The organism is Shinella sp. SUS2, assembly GCF_001262505.1.
Taxonomy (GTDB): Bacteria; Pseudomonadota; Alphaproteobacteria; order Rhizobiales; family Rhizobiaceae; genus Shinella.
On record NZ_KQ410724.1, the window covers coordinates 403,288 to 425,630 of the forward strand.

Annotated in this window: 34 protein-coding genes; 29 read left to right on the forward strand and 5 right to left on the reverse strand. The window is 62.2% G+C overall.

From position 1 onward, the window contains the following. Positions 1-11: 11 nt before the first annotated feature. From rplD to AKG11_RS04750, 26 genes are all read left to right on the forward strand, one after another. On the forward strand, positions 12-632 hold the full coding sequence (gene rplD, locus AKG11_RS04625; RefSeq protein ID WP_024270439.1) for a 50S ribosomal protein L4: 621 nt from the start codon (positions 12-14) through the stop codon (positions 630-632). Further along, positions 629-922, forward strand: a complete 294-nt coding sequence (locus AKG11_RS04630) for a 50S ribosomal protein L23 (protein WP_023517274.1) — start codon at positions 629-631, stop codon at positions 920-922. The genes rplD and AKG11_RS04630 overlap by 4 nt, the downstream gene beginning before the upstream one ends. Positions 923-953: 31 nt before the next feature. Continuing rightward, positions 954-1,790 carry a 50S ribosomal protein L2 gene (rplB, locus tag AKG11_RS04635; protein WP_023517273.1) on the forward strand — a complete coding sequence of 279 codons (837 nt, stop codon included), beginning with the start codon at positions 954-956 and terminating at the stop codon, positions 1,788-1,790. Between the two features lie 16 nt (positions 1,791-1,806). Then, positions 1,807-2,085: a 30S ribosomal protein S19 gene (rpsS, locus tag AKG11_RS04640; RefSeq protein ID WP_023517272.1), complete on the forward strand. Its 279-nt coding sequence runs from the start codon at positions 1,807-1,809 to the stop codon at positions 2,083-2,085. Between the two features lie 2 nt (positions 2,086-2,087). Beyond that, positions 2,088-2,477 carry a 50S ribosomal protein L22 gene (gene rplV, locus AKG11_RS04645; protein WP_023514179.1) on the forward strand — a complete coding sequence of 130 codons (390 nt, stop codon included), beginning with the start codon at positions 2,088-2,090 and terminating at the stop codon, positions 2,475-2,477. Continuing rightward, complete coding sequence (rpsC, locus tag AKG11_RS04650) at positions 2,477-3,205, forward strand: 30S ribosomal protein S3 (RefSeq protein WP_023514178.1); 729 nt, start codon at positions 2,477-2,479, stop codon at positions 3,203-3,205. The genes rplV and rpsC overlap by 1 nt, the downstream gene beginning before the upstream one ends. 38 nt (positions 3,206-3,243) lie before the next feature. Further along, positions 3,244-3,657 (forward strand): 50S ribosomal protein L16, encoded by a 414-nt coding sequence (gene rplP, locus AKG11_RS04655; protein WP_024270440.1) that lies wholly within the window; start codon positions 3,244-3,246, stop codon positions 3,655-3,657. Between the two features lie 12 nt (positions 3,658-3,669). Continuing rightward, a complete protein-coding gene (rpmC, locus tag AKG11_RS04660; RefSeq protein WP_024270441.1) occupies positions 3,670-3,870 on the forward strand; it encodes a 50S ribosomal protein L29 in 201 nt (66 codons plus the stop codon). Between the two features lie 12 nt (positions 3,871-3,882). Further along, positions 3,883-4,119: a 30S ribosomal protein S17 gene (rpsQ, locus tag AKG11_RS04665; RefSeq protein WP_024270442.1), complete on the forward strand. Its 237-nt coding sequence runs from the start codon at positions 3,883-3,885 to the stop codon at positions 4,117-4,119. A gap of 236 nt (positions 4,120-4,355) precedes the next feature. Then, positions 4,356-4,724 (forward strand): 50S ribosomal protein L14, encoded by a 369-nt coding sequence (gene rplN, locus AKG11_RS04670; RefSeq protein WP_018328276.1) that lies wholly within the window; start codon positions 4,356-4,358, stop codon positions 4,722-4,724. 12 nt (positions 4,725-4,736) lie between these two features. Beyond that, positions 4,737-5,048 (forward strand): 50S ribosomal protein L24, encoded by a 312-nt coding sequence (rplX, locus tag AKG11_RS04675; RefSeq protein WP_024270443.1) that lies wholly within the window; start codon positions 4,737-4,739, stop codon positions 5,046-5,048. Continuing rightward, positions 5,041-5,598, forward strand: coding sequence for a 50S ribosomal protein L5 (rplE, locus tag AKG11_RS04680; protein WP_023517484.1), 558 nt, complete (start codon positions 5,041-5,043; stop codon positions 5,596-5,598). Before rplX ends, rplE begins: the two co-directional genes overlap by 8 nt. 36 nt (positions 5,599-5,634) lie before the next feature. Beyond that, positions 5,635-5,940, forward strand: a complete 306-nt coding sequence (rpsN, locus tag AKG11_RS04685; RefSeq protein ID WP_023517483.1) for a 30S ribosomal protein S14 — start codon at positions 5,635-5,637, stop codon at positions 5,938-5,940. A 12-nt stretch (positions 5,941-5,952) separates the two neighbouring features. Beyond that, positions 5,953-6,351 (forward strand): 30S ribosomal protein S8, encoded by a 399-nt coding sequence (gene rpsH / locus AKG11_RS04690; RefSeq protein ID WP_023517482.1) that lies wholly within the window; start codon positions 5,953-5,955, stop codon positions 6,349-6,351. Between the two features lie 42 nt (positions 6,352-6,393). Next, positions 6,394-6,927, forward strand: coding sequence for a 50S ribosomal protein L6 (gene rplF, locus AKG11_RS04695; protein WP_024270444.1), 534 nt, complete (start codon positions 6,394-6,396; stop codon positions 6,925-6,927). A 12-nt stretch (positions 6,928-6,939) separates the two neighbouring features. Further along, on the forward strand, positions 6,940-7,302 hold the full coding sequence (gene rplR, locus AKG11_RS04700; RefSeq protein WP_023515493.1) for a 50S ribosomal protein L18: 363 nt from the start codon (positions 6,940-6,942) through the stop codon (positions 7,300-7,302). A gap of 128 nt (positions 7,303-7,430) precedes the next feature. Beyond that, positions 7,431-7,997 carry a 30S ribosomal protein S5 gene (gene rpsE / locus AKG11_RS04705; protein WP_023515494.1) on the forward strand — a complete coding sequence of 189 codons (567 nt, stop codon included), beginning with the start codon at positions 7,431-7,433 and terminating at the stop codon, positions 7,995-7,997. 13 nt (positions 7,998-8,010) lie between these two features. After that, positions 8,011-8,214 (forward strand): 50S ribosomal protein L30, encoded by a 204-nt coding sequence (rpmD, locus tag AKG11_RS04710; protein WP_023515495.1) that lies wholly within the window; start codon positions 8,011-8,013, stop codon positions 8,212-8,214. An 11-nt stretch (positions 8,215-8,225) separates the two neighbouring features. Further along, entirely contained in the window at positions 8,226-8,705 is a 480-nt protein-coding gene (gene rplO, locus AKG11_RS04715; RefSeq protein ID WP_023515496.1) for a 50S ribosomal protein L15, read from the forward strand. A 414-nt stretch (positions 8,706-9,119) separates the two neighbouring features. Next, the gene (gene secY, locus AKG11_RS04720) at positions 9,120-10,460 is read left to right on the forward strand and encodes a preprotein translocase subunit SecY (protein WP_024270445.1); all 1,341 of its coding nucleotides are present in this window, start codon (positions 9,120-9,122) and stop codon (positions 10,458-10,460) included. Further along, the gene (locus tag AKG11_RS04725) at positions 10,457-11,041 is read left to right on the forward strand and encodes an adenylate kinase (protein WP_024270446.1); all 585 of its coding nucleotides are present in this window, start codon (positions 10,457-10,459) and stop codon (positions 11,039-11,041) included. Before secY ends, AKG11_RS04725 begins: the two co-directional genes overlap by 4 nt. Before the next feature lie 228 nt (positions 11,042-11,269). Continuing rightward, positions 11,270-11,638, forward strand: coding sequence for a 30S ribosomal protein S13 (gene rpsM / locus AKG11_RS04730; RefSeq protein ID WP_024270447.1), 369 nt, complete (start codon positions 11,270-11,272; stop codon positions 11,636-11,638). Positions 11,639-11,886: 248 nt separating this feature from the next. Further along, positions 11,887-12,276: a 30S ribosomal protein S11 gene (gene rpsK, locus AKG11_RS04735; RefSeq protein ID WP_023513823.1), complete on the forward strand. Its 390-nt coding sequence runs from the start codon at positions 11,887-11,889 to the stop codon at positions 12,274-12,276. A gap of 103 nt (positions 12,277-12,379) precedes the next feature. Then, the gene (locus tag AKG11_RS04740; RefSeq protein WP_024270448.1) at positions 12,380-13,390 is read left to right on the forward strand and encodes a DNA-directed RNA polymerase subunit alpha; all 1,011 of its coding nucleotides are present in this window, start codon (positions 12,380-12,382) and stop codon (positions 13,388-13,390) included. Between the two features lie 46 nt (positions 13,391-13,436). Further along, a complete protein-coding gene (gene rplQ / locus AKG11_RS04745; protein ID WP_023517174.1) occupies positions 13,437-13,862 on the forward strand; it encodes a 50S ribosomal protein L17 in 426 nt (141 codons plus the stop codon). Positions 13,863-14,023: 161 nt separating this feature from the next. Continuing rightward, complete coding sequence (locus AKG11_RS04750; protein WP_050743080.1) at positions 14,024-15,226, forward strand: GGDEF domain-containing protein; 1,203 nt, start codon at positions 14,024-14,026, stop codon at positions 15,224-15,226. Between the two features lie 21 nt (positions 15,227-15,247). On the opposite strand, the gene msrQ is transcribed toward AKG11_RS04750, so the two are convergent. Both msrQ and msrP read right to left on the reverse strand, forming a co-directional pair. Continuing rightward, entirely contained in the window at positions 15,248-15,904 is a 657-nt protein-coding gene (gene msrQ / locus AKG11_RS04755; RefSeq protein ID WP_050743081.1) for a protein-methionine-sulfoxide reductase heme-binding subunit MsrQ, read from the reverse strand. Continuing rightward, positions 15,904-16,842 carry a protein-methionine-sulfoxide reductase catalytic subunit MsrP gene (msrP, locus tag AKG11_RS04760; RefSeq protein WP_024270449.1) on the reverse strand — a complete coding sequence of 313 codons (939 nt, stop codon included), beginning with the start codon at positions 16,840-16,842 and terminating at the stop codon, positions 15,904-15,906. Before msrP ends, msrQ begins: the two co-directional genes overlap by 1 nt. A 205-nt stretch (positions 16,843-17,047) precedes the next feature. Here msrP and AKG11_RS04765 point away from each other — a divergent pair, with 205 nt between their 5' ends. Together AKG11_RS04765 and AKG11_RS04770 are read left to right on the forward strand one after the other, a co-directional pair. Further along, a complete protein-coding gene (locus AKG11_RS04765; RefSeq protein WP_050743082.1) occupies positions 17,048-18,451 on the forward strand; it encodes a DegQ family serine endoprotease in 1,404 nt (467 codons plus the stop codon). Beyond that, entirely contained in the window at positions 18,448-19,755 is a 1,308-nt protein-coding gene (locus AKG11_RS04770; protein ID WP_050743083.1) for a replication-associated recombination protein A, read from the forward strand. The genes AKG11_RS04765 and AKG11_RS04770 overlap by 4 nt, the downstream gene beginning before the upstream one ends. 15 nt (positions 19,756-19,770) lie before the next feature. Here AKG11_RS04770 and AKG11_RS04775 read toward each other — a convergent pair whose 3' ends face one another. After that, positions 19,771-20,088 carry a DUF1883 domain-containing protein gene (locus AKG11_RS04775; RefSeq protein WP_050743084.1) on the reverse strand — a complete coding sequence of 106 codons (318 nt, stop codon included), beginning with the start codon at positions 20,086-20,088 and terminating at the stop codon, positions 19,771-19,773. A 265-nt stretch (positions 20,089-20,353) separates the two neighbouring features. Here AKG11_RS04775 and AKG11_RS04780 point away from each other — a divergent pair, with 265 nt between their 5' ends. Continuing rightward, positions 20,354-21,298 carry an alpha/beta fold hydrolase gene (locus tag AKG11_RS04780; RefSeq protein ID WP_050743085.1) on the forward strand — a complete coding sequence of 315 codons (945 nt, stop codon included), beginning with the start codon at positions 20,354-20,356 and terminating at the stop codon, positions 21,296-21,298. A 111-nt stretch (positions 21,299-21,409) separates the two neighbouring features. On the opposite strand, the gene AKG11_RS34395 is transcribed toward AKG11_RS04780, so the two are convergent. Continuing rightward, positions 21,410-21,586, reverse strand: coding sequence for a hypothetical protein (locus tag AKG11_RS34395; RefSeq protein WP_023513765.1), 177 nt, complete (start codon positions 21,584-21,586; stop codon positions 21,410-21,412). A gap of 99 nt (positions 21,587-21,685) precedes the next feature. Further along, positions 21,686-22,324, reverse strand: a complete 639-nt coding sequence (locus AKG11_RS04785; RefSeq protein WP_050743086.1) for an alpha/beta hydrolase family protein — start codon at positions 22,322-22,324, stop codon at positions 21,686-21,688. Positions 22,325-22,343: the final 19 nt, after the last annotated feature.

Sequence of the window (22,343 nt, forward strand, 5' to 3'; positions counted from 1 at the left end):
GGAGCCTGATCATGGATCTCAAAGTCACGACCCTCGACGGGAAGGACGCCGGCAAGGTCTCTCTTTCCGACGCGATCTTCGGCCTCGAGCCGCGCGAAGACATCATTGCCCGCGTCATCCGCTGGCAGCTCGCCAAGAAGCAGCAGGGCACGCACCAGTCGCTGACGCGCGGCGAAGTGTCCCGCACCGGCTCCAAGATGTACAAGCAGAAGGGTACGGGCCGCGCTCGTCACCATTCGGCGCGCGCTCCGCAGTTCCGCGGCGGTGCCAAGGCTCACGGCCCGGTATCCCGCAGCCACGCTCACGACCTGCCCAAGCAGGTTCGCGCGCTCGGCCTGCGTCACGCCCTCTCGGCCAAGATCAAGGCTGACGACGTCATCATCGTTGACGACCTCGTTGCCGCAGAAGCAAAGACGAAGGCTCTGGCCGGCGCGTTCGCTTCGCTCGGCCTCACCAATGCCCTCTTCATCGGCGGCGCAGAACTTGACGGCAACTTCAAGCTCGCAGCCCGCAACATCCCGAACGTGGATGTGCTTCCGATCCAGGGTATCAATGTTTACGACATCCTGCGCCGCGGCAAGCTCGTGCTCTCCAAGGCTGCTGTAGAAGCCCTCGAGGAGCGGTTCAAATGACGGATCTTCGCCACTACGATGTGATCGTATCCCCCTCGATCACCGAAAAGTCGACGCTGGTCTCCGAAAACAACCAGATCGTCTTCAACGTTGCCAAGCGCGCTTCCAAGCCTGAAATCAAGGCTGCCGTGGAAGCTCTCTTCGGCGTCAAGGTCACGGCTGTGAACACGCTCGTCCGCAAGGGCAAGATCAAGCGTTTCCGCGGCTTCGCCGGCCGGCAGGGAGATGTCAAGAAGGCTATCGTCACGCTCGCTGACGGTCAGTCCATCGACGTCTCCACCGGGCTCTAATCGGGCAGTCGGCTAAAGAGGAAACAAGAAAATGGCATTGAAACACTTCAATCCGACCACTCCGAGCCAGCGCCAGCTGGTCATCGTCGACCGGTCGGGCCTTTACAAGGGCAAGCCCGTCAAGGCTCTGACCGAAGGTCTCTCCAAGAGCGGCGGTCGTAACAACCTTGGTCGCATCACGGCCCGCTTCATCGGCGGTGGTCACAAGCGCACCTACCGTCTCATCGACTTCAAGCGTCGCAAGTTCGACGTCGAAGGCACGGTCGAGCGTCTGGAATACGACCCGAACCGTACGGCGTTCATCGCTCTGGTGAGCTATGCCGACGGCGAGCAGGCCTATATCCTGGCCCCGCAGCGCCTGGCAGCCGGCGACAAGGTCATCGCTTCCAACAAGGCTGTTGACGTAAAGCCCGGCAACACCATGCCGCTGCAGTACGTTCCGGTTGGTTCGATCGTTCACAACGTCGAAATGAAGCCGGGCAAGGGCGGCCAGATCGCCCGCTCCGCCGGCACCTTCGTTCAGCTGGTCGGCCGCGATCAGGGCATGGCGATCCTTCGCCTGAACTCGGGCGAACAGCGCCTGGTTCACTCGTCCTGCCTCGCAACGGTCGGCGCCGTCTCCAACCCGGATCACGGCAACATCAACGACGGTAAGGCTGGTCGTACGCGCTGGCGTGGCAAGACCCCGCACAACCGCGGTGTCGTCATGAACCCCGTCGACCACCCGCACGGTGGTGGTGAAGGCCGCACCTCTGGTGGTCGTCACCCGGTTTCCCCGTGGGGCAAGCCCACCAAGGGCAAGCGTACCCGCTCGAACAAGTCGACCGACAAGTTCATCATGCGCTCGCGCCACTTGAAGAAGAAGTAAGAGAGGTTAGTCAGAAATGGCTCGTTCAGTATGGAAAGGCCCGTTTGTTGACGGCTATCTTCTCAAGAAGGCTGAGAAGGTTCGTGAAGGCGGTCGCAGCGAAGTTATCAAGATCTGGAGCCGTCGCTCCACGATCCTGCCGCAGTTCGTTGGTCTGACTTTCGGCGTCTACAACGGCAGCAAGCACATCCCGGTGGCCGTCAACGAAGACATGGTTGGCCACAAGTTTGGTGAATTCGCTCCGACCCGGACCTACTACGGTCACGGCGCGGACAAGAAGGCGAAGAGGAAGTAACGATGGGTAAGGCTAAAGCCGAACGTCGGCTGAAGGATAACGAGGCGCAGGCTATCGCGCGCACGATCCGCGTCAGCCCCCAGAAGCTCAACCTGCTTGCTGCGCTCATCCGCGGCAAGAAGGTCGACCGGGCTCTCGCCGAGCTTGAGTTCTCGCGCAAGCGTAGCGCCGAGACCGTCAAGAAGACGCTCGAGTCTGCGATCGCCAACGCAGAAAACAACCACGACCTCGACGTTGACTCGCTCATCGTCGCTGAGGCGTATGTCGGCAAGTCGATTGTCATGAAGCGCTTTGCCGCTCGTGGCCGCGGCCGTGCATCGCGGATCGAGAAGCCTTTCTCGCATCTGACGATCGTCGTCCGTGAAGTCGAAGCCAAAGGGGAGGCCGCATAATGGGCCAGAAGATTAATCCGATCGGTTTCCGCCTCGGCATTAACCGTACCTGGGACAGCCGTTGGTTCGCCGACAACGCCGAATACGGCCAGCTGCTCCACGAAGACCTGAAGATCCGCGCTTTCGTCATGGAAGAGCTGAAGCAGGCCGGTATCGCCAAGGTGGTCATCGAGCGCCCGCACAAGAAGTGCCGCGTCACGATCCACTCGGCTCGCCCGGGTCTGATCATCGGCAAGAAGGGTGCGGACATCGAGAAGCTTCGCAAGAAGCTCGCTTCGATGACGAACTCCGAAACGCACCTCAACATCGTTGAAGTGCGGAAGCCCGAAGTCGACGCAACCCTCGTTGCCCAGTCGATCGCCCAGCAGCTCGAGCGCCGCGTGGCTTTCCGCCGTGCGATGAAGCGCGCTGTTCAGTCGGCCATGCGTCTTGGCGCCGAAGGCATCAAGATCACCTGCGCTGGCCGTCTCGGCGGTGCGGAAATCGCCCGTACGGAATGGTACCGCGAAGGTCGCGTTCCGCTTCACACGCTGCGTGCAGACATCGACTACGGTACGGCTGAAGCCGAAACCGCATTCGGCATCTGCGGCATCAAGGTCTGGATCTTCAAGGGTGAAATCCTTGAGCACGACCCGATGGCCTCTGAGCGTCGCGCCAGCGAAAGTGACAGCCAGGGCCCCGCAAGCCGCGATCGCGATCGTGGCGACCGCCGTCGTGAAAACGCGTAACAGTCGCGTTTGGCAGCCAATATCGGAGAAGTAAAAAAATGTTGCAGCCAAAGCGTACCAAGTACCGCAAGCAGTTCAAGGGACGCATCAAGGGCGTCGCCAAGGGCGGCTCCGAGCTCGCCTTCGGCGAGTTCGGCTTGAAGGCTCAGGAACCGAACCGCGTGAACGCACGCGAGATCGAAGCGGCCCGCCGCGCGATCACCCGCTACATGAAGCGTGCCGGCCGCGTGTGGATCCGCGTGTTCCCCGACGTTCCGGTCACCGCGAAGCCCACGGAAGTCCGCATGGGTAAGGGTAAGGGTTCGGTCGAATACTGGGCAGCCAAGGTCAAGCCTGGCCGTATGATGTTCGAGATCGACGGTGTTTCCGAGGAAATCGCGCGTGAAGCGCTTCGCCTCGGCTCGGCCAAGCTCTCGGTCAAGACGCGCTTCGTACAGCGCATTGCAGAGTAAGGAGCGAGCGCCATGAAAGCCGCAGACGTCAAGGCGCTGAGCGCCGATCAGCTCAACGAAGAGCTTGCCAAGCTGAAGAAAGAGCAGTTCAACCTGCGCTTCCAGAAGGCCACCGGCCAGCTCGAGAAGACCTCGCGCATCAACGAAGTCCGCAAGGATATCGCGCGCGTCAAGACCATTGCCCGCCAGAAGGCGGCAGAAGCCAAGGCCTAAGGACCAAAAAATATGCCGAAACGCATTCTGCAGGGCACTGTTGTCAGCGACAAGAACGACAAGACCGTTGTCGTGCGCGTCGAACGCCGCTTTGCCCATCCCCTGCTTCAGAAGACCGTTCGCCGGTCCAAGAAGTACAAGGCGCATGACGAAACCAACCAGTACAAGGTCGGCGACGTCGTTTCCATCCAGGAATGCGCCCCGATTTCCAAGGACAAGCGCTGGACCGTCGTATCGGCCCACGCTTAATAATACCGGATTTTGCGCCGAGCCCTTGTGTTTGGCGCAAAACTCTGTATGAAGCAGCGCAAGGACGCTCGGAATCACGAGCGTTCTTTTGCTTTGAGCGCACGGAAGGTCCATCGGTTCGCCGACGTGGAAACCACCCTGGCAAACGACCATCCCGCGCGAAAACATGAATTTCCATAAGCTGGAACAGGGGGCTAACACCCAACCGGTCCGGTAAAACAAGAAGGCGACCTGACATGATTCAGATGCAGACTAACCTCGACGTCGCGGATAATTCCGGCGCACGTCGTGTCATGTGCATCAAGGTGCTGGGCGGCTCCAAGCGCAAGTACGCTTCGGTCGGCGACATTATCGTCGTCTCGATCAAGGAAGCGATCCCGCGCGGCCGCGTGAAGAAGGGTGACGTGATGAAGGCGGTCGTCGTGCGCACCGCCAAGGACATCCGCCGCCCCGATGGCAGCGTCATTCGTTTTGACAACAACGCAGCCGTCCTGATCGACAACAAGAAAGAGCCGATCGGCACCCGTATCTTCGGACCGGTTCCGCGCGAACTTCGCGCCAAGAACCACATGAAGATCATCTCGCTGGCTCCGGAAGTACTGTAAGGAGCGATGGCTATGCAGAAGATTCGTAAGGGCGACAAGGTCGTCGTGCTCACCGGCAAGGACAAGGGCCGTACCGGTGAAGTTGTACAGGTCATGCCGAAGGAAGACCGTGCGGTCGTCAAGGGTATCAACCTGGTGAAGCGTCACCAGCGCCAGACCCAGACCCAGGAAGCCGGCATCATCACCAAGGAAGCTTCGATCCATCTGTCGAACATCGCGATCGCCGATCCCAAGGACGGCAAGCCGACCCGCGTCGGTTTCAAGGTCGAAGGCGACAAGAAGGTTCGTGTAGCAAAGCGTTCGGGAGTGTCGATCGATGGCTGACACCAAGTATGAGCCGCGCCTCAAGAAGGAATACGTCGAGCGTATCCGCAAGGCGCTTCAGGAGCAGTTCTCCTTCGCCAACGAGATGCAGATCCCGCGCCTCGACAAGGTCGTCATCAACATGGGTGTTGGCGAATCTACGGGCGACTCGAAGAAGCCGACCGTAGCGGCCGGCGACCTCGCAGCGATTGCCGGCCAGAAGCCGGTCATCACGCGCGCCCGCAACTCCATCGCCGGCTTCAAGCTGCGCGAAGGCATGCCGATCGGCGCGAAGGTCACCCTGCGCGGCGCCCGCATGTATGAATTTCTGGATCGCCTCGTGAACATCGCGCTGCCCCGCGTACGCGACTTCCGTGGTCTGAACCCGAAGTCCTTCGATGGCCGTGGCAACTTCGCCATGGGTATCAAGGAGCACATTGTGTTCCCGGAGATCAACTACGACAAGGTTGATCAGATGTGGGGCATGGACATCATCGTTTGCACGACGGCAAAGACGGACGACGAAGCACGGGCTCTTCTGAAAGAGTTCAACTTCCCGTTCCGCGCCTGACCGTAACGACAAGCGTAAAGAAGGATAACAACTGTTATGGCTAAAACCAGCGCAGTCGAGAAGAACAACCGCCGCCGCAAGCTGGTCGCCGCCCAGGCGTCCAAGCGTGCCGCTCTCAAGGCGATCATCCAGAACCAGTCTCTTCCCATCGAAGAGCGCTTCAAGGCGACCCTGAAGCTTGCCGAACTGCCGCGCAATGGCTCCAAGACCCGTATCCGCAACCGGTGCGAAGTCACGGGCCGTCCGCGCGCTTTCTATCGCAAACTCAAGATGTCGCGTATTGCGCTTCGCGAACTGGGCAATCTCGGCAAGGTGCCGGGCATCGTCAAGTCGAGCTGGTAAGGAGACGGGCACATGGCAATGACTGATCCCTTGGGCGATATGCTCACCCGTATCCGCAACGGCGCCGCACGCCGCAAGTCCAGCGTTTCGACGCCGGCTTCCAAGCTGCGCGCCCGCGTTCTGGACGTCCTTCAGTCCGAAGGTTACATCCGCGGATATTCGGAAGTCGAATTCGGCAACGGCAAGTCCGAGCTGAACATCGAACTCAAGTACTACGAAGGCGCGTCCGTGATCCGCAAGATCGACCGCGTCTCCAAGCCGGGCCGCCGGGTCTATGTCTCGGTAAAGTCCATTCCGCAGGTCGCGAACGGCCTCGGCATCACCATCCTTTCGACCCCGAAGGGCGTGATGGCCGATCACCAGGCACGCGAACAGAACGTTGGTGGCGAGATCCTTTGCTCGGTCTTCTAAGACTGGGCAAGGAACTCCATAACGAACAGACAGGATAAAACAATGTCTCGTATCGGTAAGAAGCCCGTTCAGGTTCCCGCTGGTGTCACCGCGACCGTCGATGGTCAGAAGGTCACCGCAAAGGGCCCGAAGGGCGAACTGTTCTTCGTCGCAAACGACGAAGTTTCGGTAAAGCTCGAAGACAACGCCGTTGTCGTTCAGCCGGTCAACGATAGCAAGGATGCTCGCTCCAAGTGGGGCATGTCCCGCACGATGGTCGAGAACATCTTCAAGGGCGTCAAGGACGGCTACGAGCGCAAGCTCGAAATCAACGGCGTCGGTTACCGCGCGTCGCTGCAGGGCAAGAACCTGCAGTTGGCACTCGGCTTCAGCCATGACGTCGTCTACCAGACGCCGGAAGGCATCTCGATCGCTGTTCCGAAGCCGACGGAAATCATCATTTCCGGCATCAACAAGCAGCAGGTCGGTCAGGTCGCCGCGGAAATCCGCGAATACCGTGGCCCCGAGCCCTACAAGGGCAAGGGCGTCAAGTATGCCGAAGAGCGGATTGTCCGCAAAGAAGGCAAGAAGAAGTAAGGATCACGCGAAATGGCTAGCAGGAAAGAAGCTCTCCAGCGCCGCGCCAACCGCGTGCGCCGTTCCATCAAGGCGGTCGCCAATGGCCGTCCGCGCCTGTCTGTTCATCGCTCGTCGAAGAACATCTACGTACAGGTCATCGACGACGTGGCCGGCACGACGCTTGCGTCCGCCTCCACGCTCGACACCGATCTGCGCTCGTCCTTGAAGACGGGCGCCGACACGGCAGCTGCCGCTGCCGTCGGCAAGCTCATTGCTGAGCGCGCCGTCAAGGCAGGCGTCAAGGAAGTCGTTTTCGACCGTGGCGCCTTCATCTATCACGGCCGCATCAAGGCTCTCGCCGAAGCGGCCCGTGAAGGTGGTCTGAACTTCTGATCATTCGGCCGGGCGCGTCCAAGCGCCCCGCCGATCCTCAGCAGGGTATCGGTCGCTTCCATTGCTGAAATGGAGGCGACTTTCGTCAATCTGCCGATTGCACCCGGAAAAGAAAAAGGAAAAGGACAATGGCACAGGAAAAGCGCGGTCGCGATGACCGCCAGAACCGCGAAGAGCGCGACAGCGAGTTTGTCGACAAGCTCGTCGCGATCAACCGCGTCGCGAAGGTCGTCAAGGGCGGCCGTCGTTTCGGTTTCGCAGCTCTCGTCGTCGTCGGCGACCAGAAGGGCCGCGTCGGCTTCGGCCACGGCAAGGCACGTGAAGTTCCGGAAGCAATCCGGAAGGCCACCGAAGCCGCCAAGCGCGACCTCATCTTCGTTCCGCTGCGCTCCGGCCGCACGCTGCACCACGACGTGCACGGCCGCCACGGCGCCGGCAAGGTTCTGCTTCGTTCGGCCAAGGCCGGTACCGGTATCATCGCCGGTGGTCCGATGCGCGCCGTTTTCGAAACGCTTGGCGTCCATGACGTCGTAGCGAAGTCGACCGGCTCCTCGAACCCGTACAACATGATCCGTGCGACGTTCGACGCTCTCAAGAGCCAGATGCACCCGAAGGACATCGCGGCACAGCGCGGCATGAAGTATGCCACGCTGCAGGCCCGTCGTGCGTCCGCCGGCGTCGCTTCCGAAGAATAAGGAGCTCTGAGCCATGGCTAAGAAAGAAACCGCAAAGAAGACGGTGACTGTCGAGCAGATCGGCAGCCCCATCCGCCGTCCGGCCGTTCAGCGCGCAACGCTGGTCGGTCTGGGCCTCAACAAGATGCACCGGGTTCGCACGCTGGAAGACACTCCGTCTGTCCGCGGCATGATCCGTGCCGTCCAGCACCTCGTTCGCGTCGTCGAAGAGAAGTGAGGGGATAGATCATGAAACTCAACGAAATCAAGGACAACGAAGGCTCTTCGAAGAACCGCAAGCGCGTCGGTCGCGGTATCGGTTCCGGCAAGGGCAAGACCGGTGGTCGCGGTGTCAAGGGTCAGAAGGCTCGTTCGGGCGTCGCCATCAACGGCTTCGAAGGCGGTCAGATGCCCATCTACCGTCGCCTGCCGAAGCGCGGCTTCAACAACATCTTCGCATCCGACTTCGTCATCGTTTCCCTGGAGCGCATCCAGAAGGCAATCGATGCCGGCAAGCTCGATGCCAAGGCGACCGTTGATGCAGCGGCCCTCAAGGCTGCCGGCGTCATCCGCCGCGAAAAGGACGGCGTGCGCATCCTCGCCGACGGCGAATTCAAGGCCAAGGTGGCCTTCGAAGTCGCCGGTGCCTCCAAGCCGGCGATCGAGAAGATCGAAAAGGCTGGCGGCTCGATCAAGCTGCTCTCGGCCGCTGCGGAAGCCGCCGAATAATTCGACAAAATTATCGCCCGGTGTGCTTCACACCGGGCGATTTTGCTCCCATATGTGAGCCTCACGACGATGGCCGGGATTCTCTTCCCCGCCGTTGCCCGAAAAGAAGCTGGAGCGCCGCGTATCGTCTCAAGGTGCGCAAAGGTCGCGATAGTCTTTTGAATCTGCCACATAATTCCTGAGTTCACTTTCGATCTCAGGAATTATGTGGTGCGGTGAGGCCGGGATTGCTTGACAATCCGCGTTTCAACCGGTTTAGGCTCCATCCGCCCGCTTTGCTGCACCGGCAGAGGGGCAAGACGAATTTCAGCATGTGCCGTCGGTCCGAGGAGGGGCGAGGGGACGTGCCAACGGATCAGCCAATCCGGACCTGGCCGGGCTTACCGCCGCCGGATCGGCTTCGCGGAGAAATGCATGGCTTCGGCAGCGGAACAACTTGCCTCTAATCTCAACTTCTCGACCTTCTCGAAAGCAGAAGATCTGAAGAAGCGTCTCTGGTTCACGCTGGGCGCGCTGCTCGTCTATCGCCTCGGCACCTATATCCCGTTGCCGGGTCTCAACCCCGAAGCCTTCGCGCAGGCCTTCCGCGGCCAGGCGAGCGGCATTCTCGGCCTCTTCAACATGTTCTCCGGCGGCGCCGTCGAGCGCATGGCGATCTTCGCGCTCGGCATCATGCCGTATATTTCCGCCTCGATCATCGTGCAGCTGATGACCTCGGTCGTTCCGTCGCTGGAGCAGCTGAAGAAGGAAGGCGAGCAGGGCCGCAAGATCATCAATCAGTACACGCGCTACGGCACGGTGCTGCTCGGCACGCTGCAGGCCTACGGCATCGCCGTTGGCCTTGAGAGCGGGGCAGGGCTCGTCAACGATCCGGGCTGGTTCTTCCGCATCTCCACCGTCATCTCGCTGCTCGGTGGCACCATGTTCCTGATGTGGCTGGGTGAACAGATCACCTCGCGCGGCATCGGCAACGGCATTTCGCTGATCATCTTCGCCGGTATCGTTGCGGCCCTTCCGGGCGCGCTGGCTGGCACGCTCGAGCTCAGCCGCACCGGTGCGCTCTCGATCGGCGTCGTTATCGCCGTCGTGGTCATGGCCGTCGGCGTCATCGCGCTCATCGTCTTCGTCGAACGTGCCCAGCGCCGGCTTCTGATCCAGTATCCGAAGCGACAGGTCGGCAACCGCATGTTCCAGGGCGATACCTCGCACCTGCCGCTGAAGCTCAACACCGCGGGCGTCATTCCGGCGATCTTCGCCTCCTCGCTGCTGCTGTTGCCGGCAACGCTGGCCGGGTTCTCGAACACGTCCGAGCTGCCGTCCTGGGCAACGACGGTCATCGCCGCCCTCGGCCACGGCCAGCCGCTCTACATGCTGCTCTATGCGGGCATGATTGCATTCTTCGCCTTCTTCTACACGGCCATCGTCTTCAATCCGAAGGACACGGCCGACAATCTGAAGAAGCATGGCGGCTTCATTCCGGGTATCCGCCCGGGCGAACGCACCGCCGAATATATCGATTACGTGCTGACCCGCATCACGGTCATCGGCGCGCTCTATCTTGTCTTCGTTTGTATCCTTCCCGAAATTCTCATCGCGCAGACCGGGGTCCCATTCTACCTTGGTGGTACGTCGCTTTTGATTGTTGTCAGCGTGACCTTGGATACTGTAGCACAGATACAGGGCCACCTGATTGCTCAGCAGTATGAGGGGCTGATCAAGAAGTCGAAGCTGCGTGGAGGTAAGAGGGGACGATGAGACTGATTTTTCTGGGACCGCCGGGCGCTGGCAAGGGGACACAGGCCAAGCTTCTGACGGAGAAGCACGGTATTCCGCAGCTCTCCACGGGTGATATGTTGCGGGCGGCTGTCGCCGCCGGCACGGATGTCGGCAAGCGCGCCAAGGCCGTCATGGATGCCGGCCAGCTCGTCTCCGACGCCATCGTCAACGAGATCGTGTCCGACCGAATCGATTCGGCCGACTGTGCCAAGGGCTTCATCCTTGATGGCTATCCGCGCACGGTTCCGCAGGCTGAGGCTCTCGACCAGATTCTCGCCGGCAAGGGCCTCTCGCTCGACGCCGTGATCGAGCTGAAGGTCGACGAGGATGCGCTGGTCAAGCGCATGGAGAATCGCGTGGCCGAGACGATCGCCGCGGGCGGCACGGTCCGTTCCGACGACAATCCGGAAGCCTTCAAGCGCCGCTTGACGGAATACCGCGAAAAGACTGCGCCGCTGTCGACCTACTACGCGTCGACCGGCAAGCTCCAGACGGTCGACGGCATGGCCAATGTCGACAAGGTGACGGCGGAGATCGCCGGAATCCTGGAGAACGCCTGAGATCAGGCGAAAAAGGACCGGCCGGGAGTTGACTTTTTCGGCCGATTCCCCTTATGACAGCGCCAACTCGCGACATACCATTGCGATCGGCGCGGATTTCACAAGAACGAAGTCCGGGTGCGGTCGTTTTCGACATGTCCCGAACCTCAATTGAACAGCGGCCTTCCCGGTCGTATCGAATGAAGAAAACCACTTGCCGGATGGCAACTGGAAGCAAGGAGAACAGGCGTGGCACGTATCGCTGGCGTCAACATCCCGACCGCGAAGCGCGTAGTCATCGCGCTGACCTATATCCACGGGATCGGCCCGAAGTTTGCACAGGAAATCATCGAGAAGGTCGGTATTCCGTCCGATCGTCGCGTACACCAGCTGACGGACGCAGAAATCCTGCAGATCCGCGAAGCCATCGACCGTGACTACCAGGTCGAAGGTGACCTGCGTCGCGAAACCTCGATGAACATCAAGCGCCTCATGGACCTCGGTTGCTACCGCGGTCTGCGTCACCGTCGTGGCCTTCCGGTCCGCGGTCAGCGCACGCACACCAATGCCCGCACCCGCAAGGGCCCGGCAAAGGCCATCGCAGGCAAGAAGAAGTAATTTCCCGGAAACGGGGAGTGGGAGGCTGGCGCTTCGCGCCGGCCTCTTTTGAGTTTCGAGCGGGACCTTGCTTTTCATTGAGGTCGAGGCCCCGGTCGGTGGAGCTGCTGGTATTACGGCAGTGACGATATCGCCGCACGCGATGCCTTCGGGCCGGGTGCAAATTTTATTCAGGGCCAAGGGTTTCGACCCGGCCCGGTGGAGCCGCTGGAACTACGGCGGTGTCGAGATCAACGAAAGGACTATCCATGGCCAAGGAAGCCGCACGCGTCCGCCGTCGCGAACGCAAGAACATCACCTCGGGTGTTGCTCACGTCAATTCTTCGTTCAACAACACGATGATCACCATCACCGACGCACAGGGCAACGCCATTGCCTGGTCGTCGGCCGGTGCAAAGGGCTTCAAGGGTTCGCGCAAGTCGACCCCGTTTGCCGCCCAGATCGCTGCTGAAGACTGCGCCAAGAAGGCCCAGGAACACGGCATGAAGTCGCTGGAAGTCGAAGTCTGCGGTCCGGGTTCCGGCCGCGAATCGGCTCTGCGCGCCCTCCAGGCTGCCGGCTTCATGATCACGTCCATCCGCGACGTGACCCCGATCCCGCACAACGGTTGCCGCCCGCGCAAGAAGCGTCGCGTCTGATCACCGCATTCGAATTGCCGCGGAAGCCGGGTGACGGCTTCCGTGGATCTTCAGGGCTCGGCCGCCACGATTGGATGGTGGCGGCGAACGGAAGGCAAAACATATGATCCAGAAAAACTGGCAGGAACTGATCAAGCCGAACAAGGTGGAGTTCTCCTCCTCCGGCCGCACCAAGGCAAGCCTTGTTGCCGAGCCGCTGGAGCGTGGCTTCGGCCTGACGCTCGGCAACGCGCTGCGTCGCGTTCTCCTGTCGTCGCTGCGCGGTGCGGCTGTTACCGCCGTGCAGATCGACGGCGTGCTGCACGAGTTCTCGTCGATCCCGGGCGTCCGGGAAGACGTGACCGATATCGTGCTGAACATCAAGGAAATCGCCATCAAGATGGATGGCGACGATTCCAAGCGTATGGTCGTGCGCAAGCAGGGTCCGGGCGTCGTGACGGCTGGTGACATCCAGACGGTCGGCGACATCGAGATCCTGAACCCGAACCATGTCATCTGCACCCTCGACGAGGGCGCGGAAATCCGCATGGAGTTCACGGTCAACAACGGCAAGGGTTATGTCCCGGCCGACCGCAACCGTTCCGAAGACGCGCCGATCGGCCTCATCCCGGTCGACAGCCTTTATTCGCCGGTCAAGAAAGTGTCCTACAAGGTGGAAAACACCCGTGAAGGCCAGGTTCTCGACTACGACAAGCTGACGATGACCATCGAGACCGATGGTTCCGTCACGGGCGAAGATGCGATCGCGTTTGCGGCCCGCATCCTCCAGGACCAGCTCTCGGTCTTCGTCAATTTCGACGAGCCGCAGAAGGAAGCCGAAGAGGAATCGGTCACCGAACTGGCGTTCAACCCGGCACTCCTCAAGAAGGTCGACGAACTGGAACTTTCCGTCCGTTCGGCGAACTGCCTGAAGAACGACAACATCGTCTATATCGGCGATCTCATTCAGAAGACCGAAGCCGAAATGCTTCGTACTCCGAATTTTGGTCGCAAGTCGCTGAACGAAATCAAGGAAGTTCTCGCTTCCATGGGCCTGCACCTCGGCATGGAAGTGCCGGCATGGCCGCCCGAGAACATCGAAGATCTCGCCAAGCGCTACGAAGACCAGTATTAACACCATCAAACGGCAGGCAACTGCCTGCATGTGAAGGAGAATAGAGATGCGCCACCAGAATTCCGGTCGCAAACTCAACCGTACCGCCAGCCACCGCAAGGCGATGTTCGCCAACATGGCTGCTTCGCTCATCCAGCATGAGCAGATCGTCACCACTCTGCCGAAGGCGAAGGAAATTCGCCCGATCGTCGAGAAGCTCGTCACCCTCGGCAAGCGCGGCGACCTGCACGCTCGCCGTCAGGCGATCTCGCAGATCCGCGACGTCGCCGTCGTTTCGAAGCTGTTCGACGCGATCGCAACGCGCTACGCCAGCCGTAACGGTGGCTACCTGCGCATCATGAAGGCCGGCTACCGTCATGGCGACAACGCCCCGCTTGCCGTCATCGAGTTCGTTGACCGCGACGTCGACGCCAAGGGCGCAGCCGACAAGGCTCGCGTTGCTGCTGAAGCAGACGCTGCCGAAGCCGCCTGATCGAAAAAGCGTCCTCACCGGACGTCTTGAAGCCGGACGCGAAAGCGCCCGGCTTTTTCTTTGCGCAAATGCTGCCTGCAAGGTTCCGGAAACCATGTCCCTAGGCATTGTCTTCAGCCCTCGGCTCTAAACTTTTCGCGAAGTTTAATCGAGTTCGAGTGATGGCCGAGAATTTCGCATTCCTGCTGCCGGTGGTTCTTACCCTGTTCGGCGTGGCGTTTTTCATCGTCGCGCGTTTCGGCAACCGCGCCGCCCTGTTCTGGGCCGGCGGTTATCTCTGTGCGGCCCTCGGTTTCCTTGCGCCGCTTCTGCAGGCTGTCGCGCCCGTGCCCATGGTCGCGATGACGGCAGATGCTGCGTTCCTCAGCGCCTTCCTCTTCTACAGCCATGGCCTGACCACCCATTTCGACGCGCCCCGTCATCTCGTTCTCCGCCTCGGCATTGCCGCCGCCGCCTACGGCGCCATCGCCTACGCCGTGTTCGTCGCGCAAAGCCTGCGTGTCGAACTCTTCGTCAGCGACATCGCCTGCAGCCTTCTGCTCGCAACAGCCTTGCTGTCCTCCTGGCGCCGGGCGGCCACATGGGTGGACCGCGCGCTGCTCGGCGCCGTTGTCTTCGTCATGCTTGAGACGACGGTGCGCACGATCGTTTTCTTCGTCATGGCGGGCAGTCTTGCCATGGATGCCTTTATCGGCTCGCCCTACGCCTTCGTCATGCAGGTCACGGCGACGATCGGCGCATTGCTTCTGGCTCTGACGGCGCTTGCCTCGGTGGCGTTGCGGATCGTCGAGCGGTACCGCAAGGCGTCGGAGGAGGATCCGTTGACCGGTCTCCTCAACCGTCGCGGCTTCGAGCAGCTTCTTGGCGCAAACGGGCACGCGGGCAAAAACGAGGCCGCCATCGTCGTCGCCGATATCGACTGGTTCAAGTCGATCAACGACCGGTTCGGACACGCAGCCGGGGACGAGGCGATCCGCGAGGTGGCCGACCTCCTGCGCGCGCTCGCCTGGCCGGGCGTGGCGGTCGCCCGCTTCGGCGGAGAGGAGTTCATCGCCCATCTGCCGAACTGCCGCCTGCAAGACGCCCATATGCTTGCAAACACGGTGCGTCTGGCCTTGTCGGAGCGCGATCTCGGCCGTATCGGTATCGACCGCTCGATCACCGCGAGTTTTGGCGTTGCGGTCACGGCTGCCGGCGATCATACGATCCATGATGCGATCAGCCGCGCCGACCGCTTGCTCTATCTTGCCAAGAGCAATGGCCGGAACCGCGTCGTCAGCAGTCCGGCGGATGTCCCGCAGCAGGCTGGACCGAAGCTCTTCGTGATCAGGGACGAGGCGAGCGGCCCGGGGCGCGCGTCCTAAGGCAATGTCACACGGCAAGCCTCAAGCCGAGCGCTCCTGCCCGCGAAATGCGGAGGCGCGTGCCTTTCCGCCTCTGCCGCCGCGGATCATCGGCCGCACCAGCCGATAGAGGAGAAGCAGCGCCACAAGTCCGATATAGGTCCAGGGCTCCAGCCCCACGACCTTCACCGACATGGCGAAATGCAGCGCACCGGCGGCGGCGATGACATAGACCAGCCTGTGCAGCTTCACCCAGCGCATGCCGAGCCGACGGATTGACCAGTTGTTGGACGTCAACGCCAGTGGAATGAGCAGCACGAAGGCGGCCATGCCGATGGTGATGAAGGGCCGCTTGGCGATGTCGACGAGGATCGCCGGGAAATTCAGATACTGGTCGAGCAGCATGTAGGTGAGGAAGTGCATCAGCACGTACCAGAACGCCAGGAGCCCGAGCGCCCGGCGGTAGCGCACCCAATTGATGGCGAAGAGATCGCGGATAGGCGTGATGGCGAGCGTGGCGATGAAGAAGCGCAGCGCCCAGAGGCCGAGCAGGTGCTCGAATTCCTTGACCGGATTGCCGGGCAGGCGCCCCGTTGCGCCGAGCCAGAAGCCCCAGGCCGCCGGCATGAGACCGACGGCGTACAGCAGCCAGATCGAGGCCGCGTGGTATTTGCGGGGCAGGGTGGGCAGGCTCGCCATCAGTAGTTCGCCCTGAGATCCATACCGCTGTAAAGACCGGAAACCTCCTCGGCATAGCCGTTGAAGGGCAGGGTCGGCCGCCGGTTGGCGCCGAAGAAGCCGCCTTCGCCGATGCGGTTTTCGCTTGCCTGGCTCCAGCGTGGATGATCGACCTCCGGGTTCACATTGGCATAGAAGCCATATTCACTCGGCGCGGCGAGGTTCCAGGTGGAGGGCGGCTGCTTGTCGGTGAGCGTGATCTTGACGATCGACTTGATGCCCTTGAAGCCGTACTTCCACGGCACGACGAGGCGGATCGGCGCGCCGTTCTGATTCGGCAACGTCTTGCCGTAGACGCCGACGGAGAGGATCGCCAGCGGGTGGCGTGCCTCGTCCAGTCTCAACCCCTCGACATAGGGCCAGGGCAGCGACTGGAAATAGCCGGATTGGCCGGGCATTTCCTCCGGCCGGACGATTGTTTCGAAGGCGACGTATTTTGCGTCGCCAAGCGGCTCCACCTTGTCGAGCAGCGCGGAGAGCGGAAAGCCGACCCAGGGAATGACCATCGACCATGCCTCCACGCAGCGCATGCGGTAGACCCGATCTTCCAGCGGCAGGGAAAGCAGCTCTTCCAACCCGAATTCCTTCGGCTTGCCGACGAGCCCGTCGACCTTCACCGTCCAGGGCGTCGGTTTGAACTTTTCCGAGTTGGCGAGCGGGTCGCCCTTGCCCAAGCCGAACTCATAGAAGTTGTTGTAGCTGGTCACATCCTTTTCGGGCGTCAGCGCCTCGTCCACCGCATAGGGCGACTTCGACGCCTTCAGCGCTTCCGCGAAAGCGGGGGCGCCGGATGCCAGGAGCGCTCCGCCCGCCGCCGCCAGAAACGAGCGGCGCCCGAGGAAACAGTGTTCCGGCGTGATCTGCGACGCGGGGATGCGGGGCGGGCGGTAGAGAGACATGGCGGGGCTCGATCTGTTGCGTTGTTTTCCCTGGTACCTACGTAAACGCGGTCCGTGTTGTTTCAACGGCGGCGAAAGATTTGCAGTGACCACATTTTCGTGCGCGCTGCGTGAGATCGCCGCGATCGACGCGCCGCCACGCGGTTTGCCTTTTTTCCCGCGAAATCCTATCTGATCGTGACGCAGAAACGAAGGAGACTCGTCCATGCCGAACGTCCGCATCCTGCTTGCCGCCCCGCTTGCCTTTGCTCTCGCCCTTGCGGCGCCCGCAAGGGCCGAGGAGCGCGCCGTGCCGCAATCGCGCACGGAAATGCAGCTCTCCTTCGCGCCGCTGGTCAAGCAGGTCGAAAACGCGGTGGTCAATGTCTACGCCGAGCGCGTCGTCGAGCGCCGCTCGATCTTCGACGGCGATCCCTTCTTCGAGGAATTCTTCGGCCAGCGCATGCCGAATCGCAGCGAAAAGCAATCCTCGCTCGGGTCGGGCGTCATCGTCGGGGCCAAGGGCATCGTCGTGACGAACAACCATGTCATCGAGGGGGCGAGCGATATCAAGATCGCGCTCGCGGACGGCCGTGAATATGAGAGCACCGTGGTGCTGAAGGACGAGCGCGTCGACCTTGCCGTCCTGAAGATCAAGGCGGATGTGGATTTCACCGCGCTGCCGCTCGGCGACAGCGACGCGGTGCAGGTCGGCGACCTGGTGCTTGCCATAGGCAATCCGTTCGGCGTCGGCCAGACGGTGACGAGCGGCATCGTCTCGGCGCTCGCCCGCAACCAGGTCCGTTCCGGCGATTTCGGCTTCTTCATCCAGACGGACGCTTCGATCAATCCCGGCAATTCCGGCGGCGGCCTCATCAACATGAACGGCGAGCTGATCGGCATCAACACCGCGATCTTCTCGCGCGGCGGCGGCTCGAACGGCGTCGGTTTCGCCATTCCGGCCAACCTGGTGAAGACCTTCATCGCCAGTGCCGAAAACGGCAGCGCCACCTTCGACCGCCCCTTCATCGGGGCCACCTTCGATCCCGTGACCTCCGAGGTGGCCGAGGCGCTTGGCCTCGATCGTGCCCGTGGTGCGCTGGTTTCGCAGGTGCAGGCCGGCAGCCCGGCGGAGAAGGCGGGCATGAAGCCGGGGCAGGTCGTCACCGCCGTCAATGGTGTTCCCGTCGAACATCCCGACGCCCTCGGCTATCGCCTCACCACGGTCGGCATTGGCGGCACGGCGCGCATCACGGTCGTCGCCAATGGCAAGGAGGAGGAGCTGACGCTCTCGCTCGACCGTGCGCCCGAGACGACGCCGCGCGACGAGCGGCTGATCGAGGGGCGCAACCCCTTCTCCGGCGCGATCGTCGCCAACCTTTCGCCGCGCGTGGCCGAAGACCTGCGCATGCCGACCAACCGGACCACGACGGGCGTCGTCGTTACCGAGGTCAATCGCGGCTCGCCGGCAGCGCGCATCGGTCTCCAGCCGCGCGACATCATCATTGCGCTCAACGGCACCGAAGTCGGCTCCACCGAAATCCTCGCCTCGCTCGTCACCGAGGACCCGTCCATCTGGCGCGTCGAGATCGAGCGTGACGGCCAGCGCATCCGCCAGTTCTTCCGATGAGCGACCTCTTCGCCCCGCGTGAACCCGAGGAGATGGCGGCAAAACGGCCGCTGGCCGATCGGCTGCGTCCCCGCACGCTGGGCGAAGTCTCCGGGCAGGACCATCTGACGGGGCCCGACGGCGTGCTGTCGCGCATGATCGAGGCCGGCTCGCTCGGCTCGATGATCTTCTGGGGGCCGCCCGGCACCGGCAAGACGACGGTGGCGCGGCTGCTTTCCGGCGAGACCGGTCTCGCCTTCGAGCAGATCTCCGCCATCTTCTCCGGCGTCGCCGATCTCAAGAAGGTTTTCGAATCCGCCCGGCAACGCCGTATGGGCGGGCGCCAGACCCTGCTCTTCGTTGACGAGATCCATCGCTTCAACCGTGCCCAGCAGGACAGCTTCCTGCCGGTCATGGAGGACGGCACGATCGTGCTCGTCGGCGCGACGACGGAGAATCCGTCCTTCGAACTCAACGCCGCGCTTCTCTCCCGCGCCCGCGTGCTCACCTTCAAGCCGCATGACGAGGAGAGCCTCGAAGAGCTGCTGAAGCGCGCCGAGGTGGTCGAGGAGAAGCCGCTGCCACTCGACGGGGAAGCGCGTGCCTCGCTGCTGCGCATGGCCGACGGCGACGGGCGGGCGGTGCTGACGCTTGCCGAGGAGGTATGGCGCGCCGCGCGTTCCGGCGAGACCTTCGGGCAGGACGATCTCTTCCGTATCGTCCAGCGCCGCGCCCCGGTCTATGACAAGTCGCAGGACGGCCACTACAATCTCATCTCCGCGCTGCATAAGGCGGTGCGTGGTTCTGATCCGGATGCGGCGCTCTATTATCTGACCCGCATGCTGGATGCCGGCGAAGATCCATTGTTCCTGTGCCGCCGCATGGTGCGCATGGCGGTGGAGGATATCGGCCTTGCCGATCCGCAGGCACTCGCCGTCTGCAATGCCGCCAAGGATGCCTATGATTTCCTCGGCTCGCCGGAGGGAGAGCTGGCGCTGGCGCAGGCCTGTATCTACCTCGCCACCGCGCCGAAATCGAATGCGGTCTATGTCGCCTACAAATCGGCGATGCGTGCGGCAAAGGAGAACGGCTCGCTGCTGCCGCCCAAACACATCCTCAACGCGCCCACCAAGCTGATGAAGGGCGAAGGGTATGGCGATGGCTATCGCTACGATCACGATGAACCGGATGCCTTTTCCGGGCAGGACTATTTCCCGGAGAAGATGGGCCGGAAAACCTTCTACGACCCGCCCGAGCGCGGCTTCGAACGCGAGCTGAAGAAGCGGCTGGAATGGTGGGCGAAGTTGCGCCGGGAGCGGGGCTGACGACCGCAGCGCCCGTCAGGAGGCGGCGCTGAAGCGCTGCACGGGCTTTTGCGGTGCGGCCGGCACGACCTTGATCGACGATTCGGCCTTGCCGGGATGCCCCTCCATGTCGACCACCACATGCCAGTGGCCGTTGTCCGGAATTTTCAGCCGGACCGGGGACTGCTTGGCGACGCCACCCAGGAACTTGTGCTGGCGGGCATTCTTGAACAGGTCGAAATTGCCGTGGCTCATCAGTCGCACATTGGCGATGGCCGAAAGCGTGATCTCGATCACCGTCCCGGCACGCTGCATGTCGAGATCGTAGTGCGTGTAGGAGAAGCTGTGTGCCATGGTCTGCCCGGGTGTATCTGGTTTGGCGCTAATGTTTGCATGCCCGGGTTAACGTTCCCTTCCGCGGCAACCCGGTACCTCTTCCAAAAATAAAGAAGCTTTTTCAAATCGTTGACGCCGAAAGCGGATTCAATCCGGCAGGCACTTGAATCATCCTCTCAGGCATCTTCCGAAATTTTTTTTGTGCTGTCGGGGTGAAGCATCCCGCCGCGTCCTTGGTGCATGACGCCGGCGGGGCCGCCGGCGGGAACCCGAGGAGACAGACATGCCGAAGATGACCATCATCACCCTTCTGACCGCCGCCCTTGCCGCCTTCGCCCCCCTTGCGGCGCAGGCGGAGACGCTATCCGAAAACCCGCTGCAGGGCGAAGCCGGCAAACCGGACAAGGCCGGCCACCTGACCGTGAACGGCATCGACTACTATTACGAGATCCGCGGCGAGGGCGAGCCGCTGCTCCTGCTGCATGGCGGCCTCGGTCAGATCGAGATGTTCGGCGCCAACCTCAAGACGCTGCAGGAGAAGCGCCAGGTGATCGGCGTCGATCTGCAGGGCCATGGCCGCACGCCGCTCGGCACGCGGCCGATCGATCTTCCTGCCATCGGCGCCGACATGGCCGAGCTTGTCGAAAAGCTCGGCTACGACAAGGTCGATGTGCTCGGCTATTCCTTTGGCGGCGGCGTCGCGCTGCACATGGCCGCCGTCGCGCCGGACAGAGTGCGCCGTCTCGTCATCGCCTCCGCACCCTTCGCCAGGAACGGCTTCTTCCCGGAAATGCTGCCGCAGCAGGCGGCGGTGTCCGGGGTCATGGCCGAGATGATGAAGGAGACGCCGATGTACAAGTCCTATGCCGCCGTTGCGCCCGATGTTTCCGCGTTCCCGAAACTGCTCGATGCCATGGGGGCGGCGATGCGGGTGGACTACGACGCATCGGATGCGGTGGCCAAGCTCGCCGTGCCCGTCATGCTGGTCTTCGGCGACAGCGACATGATCCGCCCGGAACACATCGTCGAATTCTACCAGAAACTCGGCGGCGGGCTGAAGGATGCGGGCTGGATGCGGGAGCACATGTCAAAGAACCGTCTCGCCATCCTGCCGGGGCTGACGCATTACGAGATCTTTGCAGCACCCGCACTCGTCAGCACGGCCCTGCCTTTCCTCGACGGTCAGAGTAACACGCAAAGCTGGGCCGGGCAGGTGAACGGCGAATAATCGAAGACGAGAAGCCCGGATGCATGGGAACGCATCCGGGCTTCTTCGCGTCCGTGAGGCCGTCTGCCAGCGGCGGCCGCACATCGATCGACCCCAGATCGGGGGCGCCGGCTAGTGGCAGACGCGGACGCGTTTGATGATCAGGTTGCCGTAGTAGTCGTAGGTCTTGATCTTCTTGATGAAGCAGGTCGGCTGGTAGTCGTAGCCGTAGTAACCGGCCTGCGACGGAGCTGCGAAGCTTGCGACGGCGGTAAAGGCGATGGCGGCGGCGAGGAGGAGGTTGCGCATATCGGTGTCCCTTCTGGTTCGGTTGGGATGGTTCGTTCCATCCAGTGACCGAACCTTCGCATGGGACGGTTCTGCGCGCTGTTCCATGCGGAACAGGACCTATGCCAGCGTCTCCGTGAAGGCCTTCACGGTCTTCGCCATGGTGGCGAGGTGGTCGGCGGCGGAAAAGCCGGAAACGCTCTTGCGCGGCTTCAGGTCGTGGTCGCCGTCCTCCAGCCAGAAAAGGCGGATGCGCTCCGGAAGATCGTAGGCGGCAACCTCGTCCCGGGTGCCGAAGGGATCGCGCGTGCCCTGGCAGATCAGCGCCGGCGTTGCCAGCGTCATCAGATGCGCCGTGCGCAGTTGCGCAGGTTTTTCCGGCGGGTGGAACGGATAACCGAGGCAAACGAGGCCGGCGATTCGGCCCCCGGCGAAAAGATCATCCGCCACCATGCTGGCGATGCGTCCGCCCATCGATTTGCCGCCGATGACCAGCCGTCCCTTTGCCGCCAGATCGGCGACGGCGGCGCGAAATTCCGGGTTCAGCGTTTCTGCCTTCGGTGGCGGCCGGCGGCTGCCCTGGCTGCGGCGCGCCGCCATGTAGGAAAATTCGAAGCGCGCGACGCGCAGGCCCTCGGCGGCGAGGGCATCGGCTGCCGCATTCATTGCCGCCGAATCCATCGGCGCGCCGCTGCCATGGGCAAGAAGCAGGGTAACAGCAGCGTCTTCCGGGCCCGTGAAGAGAAAGGGTGTGCTCATTGCTGTTCGGGTCTTCCTG

Coding starts and splice junctions, on each gene's coding strand:
- rplP (WP_024270440.1), top strand. CDS start 3,244: ATGTTGCAGCCAAAGCGTACCAAGTACCGCAAGCAGTTCAAGGGACGC.
- rplQ (WP_023517174.1), top strand. CDS start 13,437: ATGCGCCACCAGAATTCCGGTCGCAAACTCAACCGTACCGCCAGCCAC.
- rplR (WP_023515493.1), top strand. CDS start 6,940: ATGGCTAGCAGGAAAGAAGCTCTCCAGCGCCGCGCCAACCGCGTGCGC.
- rpmD (WP_023515495.1), top strand. CDS start 8,011: ATGGCTAAGAAAGAAACCGCAAAGAAGACGGTGACTGTCGAGCAGATC.
- AKG11_RS04630 (WP_023517274.1), top strand. CDS start 629: ATGACGGATCTTCGCCACTACGATGTGATCGTATCCCCCTCGATCACC.
- rpsH (WP_023517482.1), top strand. CDS start 5,953: ATGGCAATGACTGATCCCTTGGGCGATATGCTCACCCGTATCCGCAAC.
- rpsE (WP_023515494.1), top strand. CDS start 7,431: ATGGCACAGGAAAAGCGCGGTCGCGATGACCGCCAGAACCGCGAAGAG.
- AKG11_RS04750 (WP_050743080.1), top strand. CDS start 14,024: ATGGCCGAGAATTTCGCATTCCTGCTGCCGGTGGTTCTTACCCTGTTC.
- rplX (WP_024270443.1), top strand. CDS start 4,737: ATGCAGAAGATTCGTAAGGGCGACAAGGTCGTCGTGCTCACCGGCAAG.
- rplB (WP_023517273.1), top strand. CDS start 954: ATGGCATTGAAACACTTCAATCCGACCACTCCGAGCCAGCGCCAGCTG.
- rplF (WP_024270444.1), top strand. CDS start 6,394: ATGTCTCGTATCGGTAAGAAGCCCGTTCAGGTTCCCGCTGGTGTCACC.
- rplO (WP_023515496.1), top strand. CDS start 8,226: ATGAAACTCAACGAAATCAAGGACAACGAAGGCTCTTCGAAGAACCGC.
- rpsK (WP_023513823.1), top strand. CDS start 11,887: ATGGCCAAGGAAGCCGCACGCGTCCGCCGTCGCGAACGCAAGAACATC.
- rpsQ (WP_024270442.1), top strand. CDS start 3,883: ATGCCGAAACGCATTCTGCAGGGCACTGTTGTCAGCGACAAGAACGAC.
- AKG11_RS04725 (WP_024270446.1), top strand. CDS start 10,457: ATGAGACTGATTTTTCTGGGACCGCCGGGCGCTGGCAAGGGGACACAG.
- rpsC (WP_023514178.1), top strand. CDS start 2,477: ATGGGCCAGAAGATTAATCCGATCGGTTTCCGCCTCGGCATTAACCGT.
- rpmC (WP_024270441.1), top strand. CDS start 3,670: ATGAAAGCCGCAGACGTCAAGGCGCTGAGCGCCGATCAGCTCAACGAA.
- secY (WP_024270445.1), top strand. CDS start 9,120: ATGGCTTCGGCAGCGGAACAACTTGCCTCTAATCTCAACTTCTCGACC.
- rplE (WP_023517484.1), top strand. CDS start 5,041: ATGGCTGACACCAAGTATGAGCCGCGCCTCAAGAAGGAATACGTCGAG.
- rpsS (WP_023517272.1), top strand. CDS start 1,807: ATGGCTCGTTCAGTATGGAAAGGCCCGTTTGTTGACGGCTATCTTCTC.
- rplD (WP_024270439.1), top strand. CDS start 12: ATGGATCTCAAAGTCACGACCCTCGACGGGAAGGACGCCGGCAAGGTC.
- AKG11_RS34395 (WP_023513765.1), bottom strand. CDS start 21,586: ATGCGCAACCTCCTCCTCGCCGCCGCCATCGCCTTTACCGCCGTCGCA.
- AKG11_RS04775 (WP_050743084.1), bottom strand. CDS start 20,088: ATGGCACACAGCTTCTCCTACACGCACTACGATCTCGACATGCAGCGT.
- msrP (WP_024270449.1), bottom strand. CDS start 16,842: ATGTCTCTCTACCGCCCGCCCCGCATCCCCGCGTCGCAGATCACGCCG.
- rpsN (WP_023517483.1), top strand. CDS start 5,635: ATGGCTAAAACCAGCGCAGTCGAGAAGAACAACCGCCGCCGCAAGCTG.
- rplN (WP_018328276.1), top strand. CDS start 4,356: ATGATTCAGATGCAGACTAACCTCGACGTCGCGGATAATTCCGGCGCA.
- AKG11_RS04765 (WP_050743082.1), top strand. CDS start 17,048: ATGCCGAACGTCCGCATCCTGCTTGCCGCCCCGCTTGCCTTTGCTCTC.
- msrQ (WP_050743081.1), bottom strand. CDS start 15,904: ATGGCGAGCCTGCCCACCCTGCCCCGCAAATACCACGCGGCCTCGATC.
- AKG11_RS04770 (WP_050743083.1), top strand. CDS start 18,448: ATGAGCGACCTCTTCGCCCCGCGTGAACCCGAGGAGATGGCGGCAAAA.
- AKG11_RS04785 (WP_050743086.1), bottom strand. CDS start 22,324: ATGAGCACACCCTTTCTCTTCACGGGCCCGGAAGACGCTGCTGTTACC.
- rplV (WP_023514179.1), top strand. CDS start 2,088: ATGGGTAAGGCTAAAGCCGAACGTCGGCTGAAGGATAACGAGGCGCAG.
- AKG11_RS04740 (WP_024270448.1), top strand. CDS start 12,380: ATGATCCAGAAAAACTGGCAGGAACTGATCAAGCCGAACAAGGTGGAG.
- AKG11_RS04780 (WP_050743085.1), top strand. CDS start 20,354: ATGCCGAAGATGACCATCATCACCCTTCTGACCGCCGCCCTTGCCGCC.